Source organism: Rudaea sp. 3F27F6 (assembly GCF_005503555.1).
In the GTDB taxonomy this organism is placed as follows: Bacteria; Pseudomonadota; Gammaproteobacteria; order Xanthomonadales; family Rhodanobacteraceae; genus Rudaea.
On record NZ_SCNG01000001.1, the window covers coordinates 1,139,522 to 1,152,801 of the forward strand.

The 13,280-nt window shown below is 67.5% G+C and carries 10 protein-coding genes; 5 read left to right on the top strand and 5 right to left on the bottom strand.

The genetic code is table 11. The features are described 5' to 3' along the window. The first annotated feature begins 11 nt into the window (after positions 1-11). Both FFS30_RS04910 and FFS30_RS04915 read left to right on the top strand, forming a co-directional pair. Positions 12-2,069, top strand: a complete 2,058-nt coding sequence (locus tag FFS30_RS04910) for a PepSY domain-containing protein (RefSeq protein ID WP_137911968.1) — start codon at positions 12-14, stop codon at positions 2,067-2,069. Positions 2,070-2,094: 25 nt separating this feature from the next. Then, positions 2,095-2,889 (top strand): hypothetical protein, encoded by a 795-nt coding sequence (locus tag FFS30_RS04915; RefSeq protein WP_137911969.1) that lies wholly within the window; start codon positions 2,095-2,097, stop codon positions 2,887-2,889. Between the two features lie 107 nt (positions 2,890-2,996). Here the strand turns inward: FFS30_RS04915 and FFS30_RS04920 are convergent, their stop codons facing one another. From FFS30_RS04920 to FFS30_RS04930, 3 genes are read right to left on the bottom strand one after another with little or no spacing between them, the layout of a single operon-like run. Beyond that, a complete protein-coding gene (locus FFS30_RS04920; protein WP_137911970.1) occupies positions 2,997-4,373 on the bottom strand; it encodes a HAMP domain-containing sensor histidine kinase in 1,377 nt (458 codons plus the stop codon). Further along, the gene (locus FFS30_RS04925) at positions 4,370-5,050 is read right to left on the bottom strand and encodes a winged helix-turn-helix domain-containing protein (RefSeq protein ID WP_137911971.1); all 681 of its coding nucleotides are present in this window, start codon (positions 5,048-5,050) and stop codon (positions 4,370-4,372) included. Before FFS30_RS04925 ends, FFS30_RS04920 begins: the two co-directional genes overlap by 4 nt. Before the next feature lie 54 nt (positions 5,051-5,104). Beyond that, a complete protein-coding gene (locus tag FFS30_RS04930) occupies positions 5,105-5,518 on the bottom strand; it encodes a PepSY domain-containing protein (protein WP_137911972.1) in 414 nt (137 codons plus the stop codon). 90 nt (positions 5,519-5,608) lie between these two features. Here FFS30_RS04930 and FFS30_RS04935 point away from each other — a divergent pair, with 90 nt between their 5' ends. The 3 genes from FFS30_RS04935 to FFS30_RS04945 all read left to right on the top strand — a co-directional run bounded on the left by FFS30_RS04935 (position 5,609) and on the right by FFS30_RS04945 (position 11,307). Further along, positions 5,609-6,964: a TolC family protein gene (locus tag FFS30_RS04935; RefSeq protein WP_171014420.1), complete on the top strand. Its 1,356-nt coding sequence runs from the start codon at positions 5,609-5,611 to the stop codon at positions 6,962-6,964. Next, positions 6,961-8,085 carry an efflux RND transporter periplasmic adaptor subunit gene (locus FFS30_RS04940; protein WP_137911974.1) on the top strand — a complete coding sequence of 375 codons (1,125 nt, stop codon included), beginning with the start codon at positions 6,961-6,963 and terminating at the stop codon, positions 8,083-8,085. The genes FFS30_RS04935 and FFS30_RS04940 overlap by 4 nt, the downstream gene beginning before the upstream one ends. A 153-nt stretch (positions 8,086-8,238) precedes the next feature. Beyond that, entirely contained in the window at positions 8,239-11,307 is a 3,069-nt protein-coding gene (locus tag FFS30_RS04945; RefSeq protein ID WP_137911975.1) for an efflux RND transporter permease subunit, read from the top strand. Between the two features lie 26 nt (positions 11,308-11,333). On the opposite strand, the gene FFS30_RS04950 is transcribed toward FFS30_RS04945, so the two are convergent. Together FFS30_RS04950 and FFS30_RS04955 are read right to left on the bottom strand one after the other, a co-directional pair. Beyond that, positions 11,334-11,738 carry a hypothetical protein gene (locus FFS30_RS04950; RefSeq protein WP_137911976.1) on the bottom strand — a complete coding sequence of 135 codons (405 nt, stop codon included), beginning with the start codon at positions 11,736-11,738 and terminating at the stop codon, positions 11,334-11,336. A gap of 34 nt (positions 11,739-11,772) precedes the next feature. Next, complete coding sequence (locus FFS30_RS04955) at positions 11,773-13,272, bottom strand: efflux transporter outer membrane subunit (RefSeq protein WP_137911977.1); 1,500 nt, start codon at positions 13,270-13,272, stop codon at positions 11,773-11,775. Positions 13,273-13,280: the final 8 nt, after the last annotated feature.

Consider the following 13,280-nt stretch of genomic DNA (forward strand, 5'->3'; position numbering starts at 1 on the left):
CGAGGCAGACGATGATCCGGCTGCGCCGCATTCTGCGTCCCGTCCACCGCTGGACCGGCCTCAGCGTCGGCCTCGTCATCGTGCTGATGGCACTGACCGGCGCAGCGCTCGTGCTGCGCAAGCAACTGGAACTGCCGCTCGACCGCGATCTGCTCAGCGCGCCCGCCTGCGCCTCGCGCCTGCCGCTCGATACGCTGACCGCGAATGCGCAGAAGGCGTATCCGAGCGGCAAGCTCGACTACATTCGCCTGATCGCCGCCGAAGCGGACGACGCGCGCACGCCGACGGCGATGGTGCGCTTCACCGACCAGATGTTCGTCTATCTCGATCCGTGCACGGGCGCCGTGCTCGGCCTGCGCAACCGCTATCGCGGCGCGTTCGGCGTGCTCGAACAACTGCATCGCTTCCGCTTTATGCCGAACGGCAATCTCGTCGTCGGCACGAGCGCGATCGTCTTTGCCCTCGTCCTCGTCGGCGGCGGCCTCGTGCTCTGGTGGCCCGGCACCTGGCGCGGCGCGCGCCGCGCGCTGGCCCTGCGTGCACCGCGTGCCGGCGGCGCCGCGCGACACATCGGCCTGCACAAATCGGTCGGTCCCTACGCGGCGCTGATCGTGCTGATCAGCGCGCTGACCGGCCTGCCGCAATCGTTCGACTGGTATCGCAATGGCGTCTACACGCTGACCGGCTCCGCGCCGCCCGCGCATGCGCCGGCTTCGCTCGCTCACGCACCCGATGCGGCGCGCCTGCCGATGGAAGCGATCTGGCAGAAGGTCCAGGCGCTCGTGCCGCAGCCGCGCGAAGCCCTGCTGCACTATCCGTCGCGCGCCGACGACGCGGTCGACATTTACACCATCGACCGCGATGCGCCGCATCCGAATGCGCGCAGCCTGATCGCGCTCGACGCCTACACCGGCGACACGCTGAAATTCACGCCTTATGCCGCGAGCAGCGCGGGACACAAACTGTATTTCTGGACGCTGTCGATCCACACCGGCCTGGTCGGCGGCTGGATCGGCCAGGCGCTGCTGCTGTTCGGCGCGCTCTGCGTTCCGCTGCTCGCCTGGACCGGCCTGCGCAGCTGGCTGCGCCGCGCCGAACGCGATCCTGCACGGCTGCCGCGGCAAGTGCGCGTAGTGCGCAAAGCGACCGAGGCGGCCAACGTCTGCACGTTCGAGCTGGCCGATCCCGACGGCACTGCGTTGCCCGCGTTCGCCGCGGGCGCGCATATCGACGTGCAGGCGCGCGACGGCCTCGTGCGCCAGTACTCGCTGTGCAACGATCCGCGCGAAACGCACCGCTATCTGATCGGCGTGCTGCGCACGGCCGATTCGCGCGGCGGCTCGCGCGCGCTGCATGACGAGGTCGGCGAAGGCGACCTGTTGCGCATCGGCGAACCGCGCAATCATTTTCCGCTCGCGCACGCCGCCGAGCATTCGCTGCTGCTCGCCGCGGGCATCGGCATCACGCCGATTCTGTGCATGGCCGAGCGCCTGGCGAACACCGGCGCGGAATTCCGTCTGCACTATTGGGCGCGTTCGCGCACGCACGCCGCCTTCGTCGAGCGCATCGAACGCGCGGCGTTCGCGGACCGTGCACAATTTCATTTCAGCGAAGGGCCGGCCGAACAGCGCGGCGATCTCGAATCGCTGCTCGCACATCCCGCTGCCGGCACGCACCTCTACGTCTGCGGGCCGACGCGCTTCATGGACGCAGCGCTCGCCGCGGCGCAGCGCGCCGGCTGGCGCGAAGAGAACGTGCATCGCGAATATTTTTCCGCCGATCTGCGCCACGCGGCTGACGACGCCGAGTTCGTCGTCAAACTCGCGAGTTCGGGCAAGAGCTACACTGTCGGCAAGAACACCAGCGCGCTCGACGTGCTCGCCGCGCATGGCATCGTTCTACCGCGTTCGTGCGAGCAGGGTGTCTGTGGCAGTTGCCTGACCGGCGTGCTCGACGGCTCACCCGATCATCGCGACCGCGTGCTCAGCGCGGAAGAACGCGCGCGCAATGACCGCTTCACGCCGTGCTGTTCGCGCGCGAAGAGCCCGCTGCTGGTGCTGGATCTGTGAGCGGGAATCAAGTTCGGGAGAAACCATGTCGCTGCGCAATCGTTGTTCCGTTTTCTTGCGAGGCGCGTGCGCCGTCACGTTGGCAGTCGCCGCCACGGCCGCGCACGCCGATCTGACCGACGAGATCCAGATCTACGACGACAGCATTAACAAGAAAGGCCAGATCGGCCTCGAACTGCATCTCAACACCACGCTCGACGGGCGCAGGACGCCGGACTGGCCCGGCGAGATTCCGCCGAATCACGGCATGCGCGCGACGATGGAATGGTCCTACGGCCTGACCGACTCGCTCGAAGCCGGGCTGTACCTGCCGTTCCTGCGCGACGCGTCGGGCACGACATATTTTGCCGGGCCGCGCTTCCGCATCAAATGGATGGCGTTCAAGCCGGCCGAGGGCGCAGCGGGCATGTTCGCCGGCCTCAACCTCGAAGTCGGCGACGTCAACGAGCGTCTCGAACAGGGCCGGCCGGCCATGGAACTGCGGCCGATCATCGGCTATCGCAACGAGGACTGGCTGGTCTCGTTCAATCCGGTGGTCGGCAAGACCTTCCGTTCGCGCTACGTCAGCTCGAAGCCGGATTTCAGTCCCGGCATCAAGATCGCGCGCAACATCGGCGGCGACAATTTCGTCGGCATCGAGTACTACGACGAGATGGGCGCGTTCGGCGATTTCAAACCGGCGCGCGAGCAGAATCAGCAGCTGTTCCTCGCCTTCGACATCGGCAGCGTCGCGGTGCCGTTCAATCTCGGCATCGGCCGCGGCCTCAACGGCGCCAGCGACAAGTGGACAGTCAAGGCGATCTTCGAAGTGCCGCTTTAAGCGAACTCCCTGTCAAATCGCCGAGATCTCTCTTGTCTCGTCATCCCCGCGAAGGCGGGAATGACAGCGCGTGAATTTCCTGCGCGCCGTCGAATTCAAGCCGACCTCTAGCCCCGCTGAGCCGGCGACTCCGCCGCCTGCGCAAAGCGCACGCCGATGCGCAAGCCCGGCGCGTTGTCGCCGAGCTTGAGTTCGGCCTCGTGCAGCATGGCGACCGCGTGCGCGAGAGCAAGACCGAGGCCGTTGCCCGGCGTGGTGCGGCTGGCGTCGATGCGGACGAAACGCTGCAGCACTTTCTCGCGCATATCGGCCGGAATGCCGCGGCCGTCGTCGGCGACGACGACCTCGACCGCGTTGCCGGTTTGCCGTGCGCGCAGCTCAATGCGCGCGCCGGCATCGCAATGACGCGAGGCGTTTTCCATCAGATTGGCGAACAACTGGGTCAGCAGTTCGCGGTCGCCGTTCACGCTGAGCCCCGCGGCGATGTCTTCGCGCAGCGTCTGCGATTTTTCCTCGATCGCCGGCTGATAGATTTCGCCGACCGTGTGCAGCAGTTCGGACAGATCGACCGTGCGGAAGCTCGCTTTACGCGCACCGCTCTCGATCTGCGCGATGCGCAGCAGCGCGCCGAAGGTCGACAGGATCGCGTCGATGTCGGTCAGCGTCGCGCCGAGCGTCGCGTGCAGCGCCTGTGCATCGGGCGGCCGCTGCCGGGCGAGTTCGAGGCGCTGGCGCAGGCGCGTCAGCGGCGTGCGCAAATCGTGGGCGATGTCGGTCGAGACTTGGCGCAGCCCTTCCATAAGCACGCCGATGCGGTCGAGCATCGCATTGAGGCTGACGGCGAGATGGTCGAATTCGTCGCCGCTGCCGTTGAGCGGGATGCGCCGCTGCAGGTCGCCGGCGACGATGTCGCGGCTGGTCTGGCTGACCGCTTCGATGCGGCGCAGGACCGAGGCGCTCATCAGCGCGCCGCCGACGAGCACGAGCAGCATCGCCGCGCCGAGACCCCAGAGGAACGACTGCGCAACCGACTCGCGCAACTCGTGGACTTCGTGCGCGCCCGTACCGACGAACAGATAGCCGCCGCCGTCGACCGCTTCGCCGCGGCCGCGGATATCGACCTTCGGAAACCGCGGCAGACGCCTTGGCTCGACCCATTCGCGCACGCCGGGCACGGCGTCGAGCGGCGGCAGGTCGCCGGCGAGCACGCTGCCGTCGCTCGCCTGCAGCAGATAATAGAAACCGCCGGCCTGCTTGGTCGACGATTCAATCGCGCGGCGCAGGTTGTCGATGCTGCCGTCGCCGGCCGCCGTGCGCACTTCCTTGATCTCGGCTTCGACGGTGATGTCGATCTGGTGCTGCATGAAGCGCGTCGTCGACCAGAAGATCACGGCGAACAGCACGAGAAAACTCGCGCCGGTGAACACCGCGTAGAGCAGGGTCAGGCGAAAACTCGACGTGCGGACCAGCCGGCGCAGGTTCACGGCGCCGCTTCGCGCAGGGAATAGCCGGCGCCGCGCAGGGTCTGGATCAGGCTCACGGCATGGCCTTTGTCGACCTTGCCGCGCAGGCGGCTGATGTGGCTTTCGACAACATTGGTATGCGGATCGAAATGCAGATCCCAGACCTGTTCGAGCAGCATCGTGCGGGTGACGACTTCACCCGCGTGGCGCAGGAGGAACTCGAGCAGGCGGAATTCGCGCGGCTGCAGTTCGATCGCCTGCCCGGCGCGCTGCACGCTGCGCGCAAGCAAGTCCATTTCCAGGTCGGCCACGCGCAGCACGGTTTCCGCCGCGGTGCGCCGCGGCCGCCGGCCGAGCGCAGCGACGCGCGCGGCGAGTTCGGAAAACGCGAACGGCTTGACCAGATAGTCGTCGGCACCGGCATTGAGGCCGTTGACGCGATCGTCGATGCCGCCGAGCGTGGTCAGGAACAGCACCGGCGTCTCGATGCCGCCCGCGCGCAGCGTGCGCACGAGGGTCATGCCGTCGAGCCCCGGCAGCATGCGGTCGACGAGCAGCAGATCCCAGTCCTGGCCGGTGGCCTGAAACAGGCCGTCACGGCCGTCGCGCGCGACGGCGATGTTGTGGCCGGACTCGCGCAGACCGGCCATTACGTAGTCGGCGGTCTCGGCGTCGTCTTCGATCAGTAGAATTCTCAAGGCACGTGGGCCCGTTGTGGATAGTTGCTTGCGACTCGGGCCGCAACCGCCGACTCAATGCGGCGGATGTTTCCTGTCCGCCGCGGCTTCCTTGGCTTGGGCTTGCGCATTCTCTATTTCCTTGGACACGATCACGCCCGAGACGGCGCCGACCTGAATCTCGGTGATGTCCTTCGACCCGGCGCGTTTGATATCGAACGACCACACCAGCTTGCCATGCTCGCGCTCCAATTCCGAGCTGGCGACGACGCCACCCGGAACCGCGTCCAACGCGGTTTTTTGCGCGGCATCTTTCGAGACCTTGGCCTCTTTGCTCAGATCTTGCGCGGTTGCCGCATCGTGCGCCCAGGCACTCGCGTGGGTGGCGGCCGCGCAGACCAACGCGGAAAACAGAATGCGGCGAAGCGTCATGGCCGGCTCCGGCAGAGATACGGTGAGCATCAGATCGAACACGGCGGCCAAGTTCAAGTTGTGAATCGGTAATGTTGCCGACATCGGGCCACAAGGCGCGCCCACGTATGGTGCTGAGCGATGTCGAACTTCGCAAGCCTTCGAAGCATGTCCTCTTTCCAGCGTTGCCTGCCGCCGTTGTTGTTTTGCGCGCTGTTCGCGTTGGCCGGATGCGCAACCTATTCCGCGCGCCCGCTCGATCTCGCCGCGAGCGGAAAGACCTCGCTCGCCGAACTGCGCCACGACGGCACCCTGCCCGCGCGCCTCGCGCCGGACGACGTCGTGCGCCTCGCGCTCGACAACAATCCCGATCTCGTCGCCGTGCGCGCGCAGCACGGCATCGCCGAGGCGCAGGTGCGCACCGCGGGCATCCTGCCGAATCCGGTCTTCAGCGGCAGCTATGCCAATGTACTCAGCGGACCGGGCACGGTCGCCGCGCTCGCCGCGAGCCTGACCCAGGACCTGAAATCGATCGTCACGCTCTCGTCCAAACGCCACGCCGCGCAGGCCGCCGCGCAGTCGGTCGATGCGACGGTGCTCTGGCAGGAGTGGCAGACGATCAGCAAGGCGCGCCTCGCCGCGATCGACCTGATCGAAGGCGACAAGCAGCTCGCCCTGCTGCGCGACAACGCCGCGCTCTGGCAGGAGCGCGTGCGCCGCAACCGCCGCGCGCTCGAACAAGGCGACGCGACCCTCGCCACGCTCGCGCCCGATCTCGCCGCCGGCTCCGACGCGCAGAAGCAGCACGACGATTTCGAGCGCGCACAGCAAACGCGGCGGCGCGATCTGAACCTACTGCTCGGCCTCGACCCGAAGGTGAAGCTCGACCTCGCCGACGATCTGCAGCTGCCGCCGCTCGACGTCGCCGCGATCCGCGCGCAGTTGCCCGATCTCGCCAACCGCCGCCCCGACCTGATCGCGCTGCAACTCGGCTATCGCGCGCAGGAAGAAAAAGTGCGCGGCGCGGTGCTCGCCCAATTCCCGCTGTTTTCGCTCGGCGCGACCTACGGCCGCGACACGAGCAACGTGAAGACGCTCGGCCCGCAGGTCACCATGGACCTGCCGGTGTTCGACCGCAATCAGGGCAACATCGCCCAGGAGCGCGCCACGCGCGAACAGCTGCACGCCGAATTCCGCGCGCGCCTGATCGCGGCGAAGAGCGAAGTCGAGGCGATGCTCGCCGATCAGGTATTGCTGCAGAAGCAGCTCGAAGCCAAGCACGCCCTGCTCGCGCAGATGGAGCCGATGGCGACGCACGTGCAGAGCGCGTTCCACCAGGGCGATATCGACGAGCGCAGCTACGTCGACCTGGTCGCCTCACGCAATGCCAAACAACAGGAAATCCTCGCGTTGCAGCTCGTCCTGCACGAGCAGCAGATCGCCATCGCGACGCTCGTCGGCGCCGGCATGCCGCATGCCGAGATGCCCGACGCGCAAACCATTACGAAGCAAGGTCAACCATGAAAGTCAAACTCCTCGCCGCGCTCGTCGCGGGCATGCTGATCGCCGGCACCGCCGGCCTGCTCGTCACCTATACGGCCGGCGCCGCCGAAGAAGAAGTAAAGGGCAGCGTGCTTGTCGAAACGCAATCGACCAAGCAAGGCACGATCGCCGACACCCTGACCGCCTACGGCACGGCCGTGCCCGCGATCAACGGCGGCATGAGCATGAGCGTGCAGGCGGAAGGCCGCGTCATGCGCATCGCGGTGACGCCCGGCGAAGCCGTGCACAAGGGCCAGACCTTGATGGAGTTCCATCTGTCCGCGGCCGCGTCGAGCACCTATGCGCAGGCAGTGACCGCGCTGAAAACGGCGAAGGAAGAACAGACGCGCATCAACCGCCTGCTCGGCGAGCAACTTGCCACGCGCGACCAGAAGGCGCTCGCCGACAAAGCCGCGGCCGACGCGCAGGCCGCGCTCGACGCACTCGAACACGAGACCGGCGGTAAGCCGCAGCAGACTCTCGTCGCGCCGTTCGACGGCGTCATCGCCACGGTGCCGGTCAACCAGGGCGACCGCGTCGCCGCCGGCGCGGCGCTGCTGACGATCACGCGCAGCAACGGCCTCGTCGTCACCTGCGGCATCGAGCCGTCCGAACTGAAGCGGCTCAAGCTCGGCCAGACCGTGCGCATCAAGCCGCTGTCGGGCGATGCGGAAGCCGTCGAAGGCAAGCTCGCGCGCATCGACAAGAGCCTCAATCCGAAGACCCGCCTGGTCGACGCCGACGTCGCCGTCGACGACGAGCTGATCCAGGGTCAGGCGTTCCGCGCGCAGATCGAAGTCGGTGAATTGAAAGGCTGGCTGGTGCCGCGCGACGCCGTGCTCGACGACGACGAAGGCACGTACCTGTTCCAGGTCGCCGGCGACAAGGCCAAGCGCGTCAAGGTCAAGCGTCTCGGCATGGACGACGACACCGCAGCGGTCGAAGGGCCGCTCGATCCGAAGCTCGAGGTCGTCGCGGTCGGCAATTACCAACTCGAAGACGGCGGCGCAGTGCGCAAGGAAGAAGCCGATGCTAAGGACGACAAGGCCGATGCGAAGCAGGAAAAGGCCGCGCCGAAAGACGCAAAAAGCAATCCGCTTTGAGGTTTTTAGCCCTCCCCGTCAAGGGGAGGGTTGGGTGGGGATGGTGTTGCTCGTGAATCCCGTATCGACACCATCCCCTCCCGGCCTCCCCCTTGAAGGGGGAGGAGAAGTGCGGCACAGATGCGCCAGTCGCCATATCCATCGGAACCCGGCATGAATTTCATCGGCCTGATCGAACACCACGCCCGCTCGCTGCTCTGCATCGCCTTCGCCCTCGCGCTTGCGGGACTCGTCGCCGCCTTCGTGCTGCCGGTCGGATTGTTTCCGCAGGTGTCGTTCCCGCGCGTCGTCGTCGATCTGTCCTCGGGCGACCGCCCGGCCGACCAGACCGTGCTCGCGGTGACGCGTCCGGTCGAAGAGGCGATCCGCTCGGTGCCCGGCGTGCGCGAAGTGCGCTCGGCGTCGTCGCGCGGCTCGGCGCAGATCTCGGTCGACTTCGGCTGGGGCCGCGACATGATCGCGACGACCCTGCTCGTCGATTCGGCGATCGCGCAGGCGCTGCCGAAGCTGCCGCCCGGTACGACCTACGGCGTGCGCCGCATGGACCCTACCGTGTTTCCGATCATCTCCTATGCGCTGACCTCGGAGACTCTCACCCCGAATCAATTGCACGACCTCGCCCAGTTCGAGATCGTGCCGCTGCTCGCGCCGGTCACCGGGCTGGCGCGCGTCGACGTGCAGGGCGGCGCGATCGACGAAGTCCACGTCGAGGCCGACGTGCATCGCCTCGCCGAGTACGGCATCGGCATGAACGAACTCGTCGCCTCCATCACGGCGGGCAACGCACTGCAGGCGGTCGGCCGCGTGCAGGACCGCAACAAACTCTTCCTCGTCGTTTCCAACAGCAATCTGCGCAGCGTCGATGAATTGAAGAACATCGTCGTGCGCGGCGACGCGGCCGGCGTGGTGCGCCTGTCCGACGTCGCCGAGGTCGGCGCCGGTGCGGCGCCGTTCTGGCTGCGCGTGGTCGAGGACGGCAAGCCCGCCGTGTTGTTCAACGTCTACGAGCAGCCCGACGGCAACGCCGTGCAGATCGCCAGGGACGTGCGCGCGCGCCTCGCTGCGTTCAAATTTCCGGCCGGCGTGAAGCTGGTGAACTGGTACGACCAGAGCGCGCTCGTGCTCGAATCGGGCGCGAGCGTGCGCGACGCGGTCATCATCGGCCTGATCCTCGCCGGCATCGTGCTGTTCGTGTTCCTGCGCAACCTGCGCGTGATGCTGATCGCCGTGCTCGTCGTGCCGGCAACGCTGACGATTACCGTGCTCGTGCTCAGCGTCGCCGGCATGAGCTTCAACATCATGACTCTCGGCGGCATCGCCGCGGCCGTGGGCCTCGTCATCGACGACATGATCGTCATCGTCGAGCACATCGCACGGCGCGCCGGCGCGCCCGGCGTGACCGACGGACGCGCGGCCGTGCTGCCGGCGACGCGCGAATTCCTGCGCCCGCTGACCGGGTCGAGCCTGGCGACACTGATCGTGTTCCTGCCGCTGAGCTTTATGAGCGGCGTCACCGGATCGTTCTCCAAGGCGCTCGCGGTGACGATGGCCTCGGCGCTGATCGTGTCCTATCTGTTTGCCGCGTTCGTCGTGCCAGTGCTCGCGCGCACCTTCATCGACTTCAAGCGCTGGCACGATCCGGCCGCCGACCGCGAGGACTGGCTGTCGCGCACGCATTCGCGCGCGCTCGACCGCGTGTTCGCCAAGCCCGTCATCCTGCTCGGCGCGATCGTGCCGCTGCTGCTGCTCGGCGCGCTCGCCTATCACAAGGTGCCGAGCGGGTTTATGCCGAAGGTCGACGAAGGCGGCTTCGTCATGGACTTCTACACCAAACCCGGCACCTCGCTCGACGAGACCGAGCGCGAGTTGCATCAGATCGAAGCGATCCTGCGCGAACAGCCCGAAGTCGACACCTTCTCGCGGCGCACCGGCACCGGCCTCGGCGGCGATCTCGGCGAGCCGCACCACGGCGATTTTTTCGTGCACCTGAAGCCCGACCATGCGCGCGCGACCGAGGAAGTCATGTCCGCCGTGCTCGAGGACGTGCAGAAGAACGTACCCGGCGTCGACATCGAACTCGCCCAGTTGATGGAAGACCTGATCGGCGACCTCACTGCGGTGCCGCAGCCGATCGAGATCCAGCTCTACGCCGAAGACCCGGCCAAGCTGATCCCGCAGGCGAAGAAAGTCGCCGCGGCGATCGCGAAGATCCCCGGCGTGGTCGAGATCAAGGACGGCGTAATGCTCGCCGGCGACGGCATCGACATGAAGGTCGATTCGGTCAAGGCCGCGTTCGAGTCGGTCACGCCCGACGAAGTGACCAAGGCGGTCGATGTCGCGATCAACGGCGCGATCGCCACGCAGCTGCCACAGGCGAACAAACTGATCGACGTGCGCGTGCGCACGCCGAAGGCGATGAACCTGCATCTCGAAGACCTCGCCGACCTGCCGATCCGCGCGAGCGACGGCCATGTGTTCCCGCTCAAGCGCGTGGCGACACTGACGCCCGTGTCGGGCGAGCCCGAGATCAAGCGCGACAATCTGCAGCCGATGGTTGCGGTCACCGCGCGCATCGAAGGCCGCGGCATGGGCGCCGCGGTCGCCGATGTCGAGAAGGTGCTCGCGCAGAAAGGCATGCTCGCCGCAGGCGTGCGCTACGAGATGGGCGGCCTGTACCGCCAGCAGCAGATCGCCTTCGCCGGCCTCGCCGTGGTCTTCCTCGCCGCGCTGATCGCCGAACTCGTCCTGCTGCTGATCCTCTACGAAGATTTCTGGCTGCCGCTGATCATCGTCGGCACCTCGCTGCTGTCGACGACCGCGGTGTTCACCGCGCTATGGATCACCGGCGTCGAACTCAACATCACCGCATTGATGGGCATGACGATGGTGATCGGCATCGCGACCGAGATGGCGATCTTCTACGTCAGCGAGTACACCGAACTCGCGCACACCATACCGCTGCGCCAGGCGCTGATCGAAGCGAGCCGTAACCGCCTGCGCCCGATCACCATGACCACGCTCGCGGCGATCCTGACTCTGCTGCCGCTCGCGTTCGCGATCGGCCAGGGCTCGGGCATCCAGCAGCCGCTCGCGATCGCAATCATCGCCGGCCTTATCGTGCAGTACCCGCTCGTGCTGCTCGCGGTGCCGGTGCTGATCGCGCTGACGCGGCGCAATGGCAACAGCGTGCATCCGTCCGGCGCAGCGGTTCGCGCGCACTGAGCGTCGCGACGGGAGCCGCCGCGTCTTCAGGCCGCTCCGTCGACGAGACGGCGAGCCAGATCGAATGCGGCCTGCCGTGTGGCGACGGCTTCGTGCGGAATGCCGAAGGCCTTGACCGCGATCGCGCCGGCGGCTTCGATCTCGGCGCGGCGTTCCGCGTCGGGTTCGATGCTGATGAGCGCCTTGCAGAGGCGGCCGAGTGCCTGCTTGTTGTGTTTGAGCCAGATGCCGCGATGGCGGCGGTCCTCGTGGCTCTCGTCGGAGCGCACGCGGTCGTAGACCACGACGAACGGCAGGCCGTTTTCGACGAGGGCGATCATTTCCTTTTCCCAGCGGCCCGCATAGCCGGGCCACGCCGCGGCCTGGTTGAAAACGACGAACGGAAATTCGCCGATATCGTGGACGACGAAGGTTTGCGGATCGAGGTTCATGCCGGCTCGCTGCTTGTGAAAGGAAATCGGATCGTCATGGAGCGGCAACCGCCGTGGCGGCATCCGCCTGTGCGCGAGCGCCGGTGTCGCTTTCGTCGCTTGCGGCGCCGTCTTCGGACCAGCCCGCGCCGAGCGCCTTGTACAACGCAATCGCGTTACGCACTTCGCCGCCGCGCCCAAGCGCGAGCACGTCGCGCGCCGCGTTCGCCGCGCGCTGCGCCACGAGCACCGGCAGGTACGCGCTCAGGCCGCCGCGATATAGGCGCGTCACGCGCTCCAACGCGAGTTCGCTGTCGCGTACCGCAGCGTCGAGCGCGGCGCGGCGGCGGCGTTCGCCGTTGAGGCTCGACACGGCATCTTCGACGTCGCGCAGGGCCAAGCGCACGTCGCGCTCGTAGACCAGCCGCGCCGCATCGGTCGCGGCTTGCGCTGCAGCGACGCCGGCCTGTGCACGGCCAGCGTCGTAAAGCGTGTGCTCAACTTGCAGCCCCGCCGTCCAGGCCACGCTCGCGCCCTTGAACAGATCGTGCAGCATGCTCGCCGTGGTGCCGAGGCTCAGCGGAATGCTGAAACGTGGGAAGCGCGCGGCTTCGGTAACGCCGATCCGTGCGGTAGCCGCGGCGAGGCGGCGTTCGTCCGCGCGCAGGTCGGGCCGCTGCAGGATCACGTCCGACGGCAGCGTCAGCGGCAATTTCGGCGGCGTGGGCGGCATCGGCGCGGGTGCGGCGAGTGCAGCGCTCCAGTCGCCCGCGAAGCCTCCGGCAAGTACACCGATGGCGTGACTCCATCGCCCGATCTCGGCCTCGAACAGCGGCGGCTGTGCCTCCGCGGCTTCGCGCTCGGCGCGCGCCTGCGCCCATTCGGCCGACGTGCCGAGGCCCTGCCGCAGCGCGTGCTCGGCGAGACGTTCGCCTTCGCGCAGATTGCCGATGTTGTCGCGCGCGATCTGCAGCCGCGCCTGTGCGGTGCGCAGCTCGGCGTAGTCGAGCGCGAGTTCGGCGAGCAAGCTGACCTGCAGCGCGCGGCGATCGCTCGCGAGCGCTTCGACCTGCGCGTCGGCCGCTTCGATCGCGCGCCGTGTGCCGCCGAACACGTCGATTTCCCAACTCGCGTCGAAGCCGGCGCGCCAGGTACGCGAGCCGCCGATGCCGGGCGGCCAGTCCAAGTTTTGGCTCGAACGCAGAGCTTGTGCGGTTCCCGCGGCGGATACCGTCGGCCCCGCGTCCGCGGCGATCTGCGCGCGTTCGGCGCGCGCCTGGCGCAGCCGCGCAAGTGCGATGTGCAAATCCTGGTTGTCGGCCAGTGCACGTTCGACGAGCCGCTCGAGCAGCGGGTCGTCGAATGCGCGCCACCAGGCGCGCAGCGCAGACGGGTCGGCCGCGGCGAAATCGCCGTGCGCTTCGCTCCATGCGGCCGGAGCGTCGAGCTGCGGCGCACGATAGTTCGGGCCGACTGCGGCGCAGGCGGAAAGCAGCGCGGCGACGATGGCGGCCGCGGGTCGCAAGTGTACAAAAACGTGAGCAAGGGAATTCATGGCTCGGG

Excerpts from the sequence above, each read along its gene's own strand:
- FFS30_RS04935 (WP_171014420.1), top strand. The coding sequence starts at position 5,609 with ATGTCCTCTTTCCAGCGTTGCCTGCCGCCGTTGTTGTTTTGCGCGCTG.
- FFS30_RS04955 (WP_137911977.1), bottom strand. The coding sequence starts at position 13,272 with ATGAATTCCCTTGCTCACGTTTTTGTACACTTGCGACCCGCGGCCGCC.
- FFS30_RS04910 (WP_137911968.1), top strand. The coding sequence starts at position 12 with ATGATCCGGCTGCGCCGCATTCTGCGTCCCGTCCACCGCTGGACCGGC.
- FFS30_RS04940 (WP_137911974.1), top strand. The coding sequence starts at position 6,961 with ATGAAAGTCAAACTCCTCGCCGCGCTCGTCGCGGGCATGCTGATCGCC.
- FFS30_RS04950 (WP_137911976.1), bottom strand. The coding sequence starts at position 11,738 with ATGAACCTCGATCCGCAAACCTTCGTCGTCCACGATATCGGCGAATTT.
- FFS30_RS04945 (WP_137911975.1), top strand. The coding sequence starts at position 8,239 with ATGAATTTCATCGGCCTGATCGAACACCACGCCCGCTCGCTGCTCTGC.
- FFS30_RS04915 (WP_137911969.1), top strand. The coding sequence starts at position 2,095 with ATGTCGCTGCGCAATCGTTGTTCCGTTTTCTTGCGAGGCGCGTGCGCC.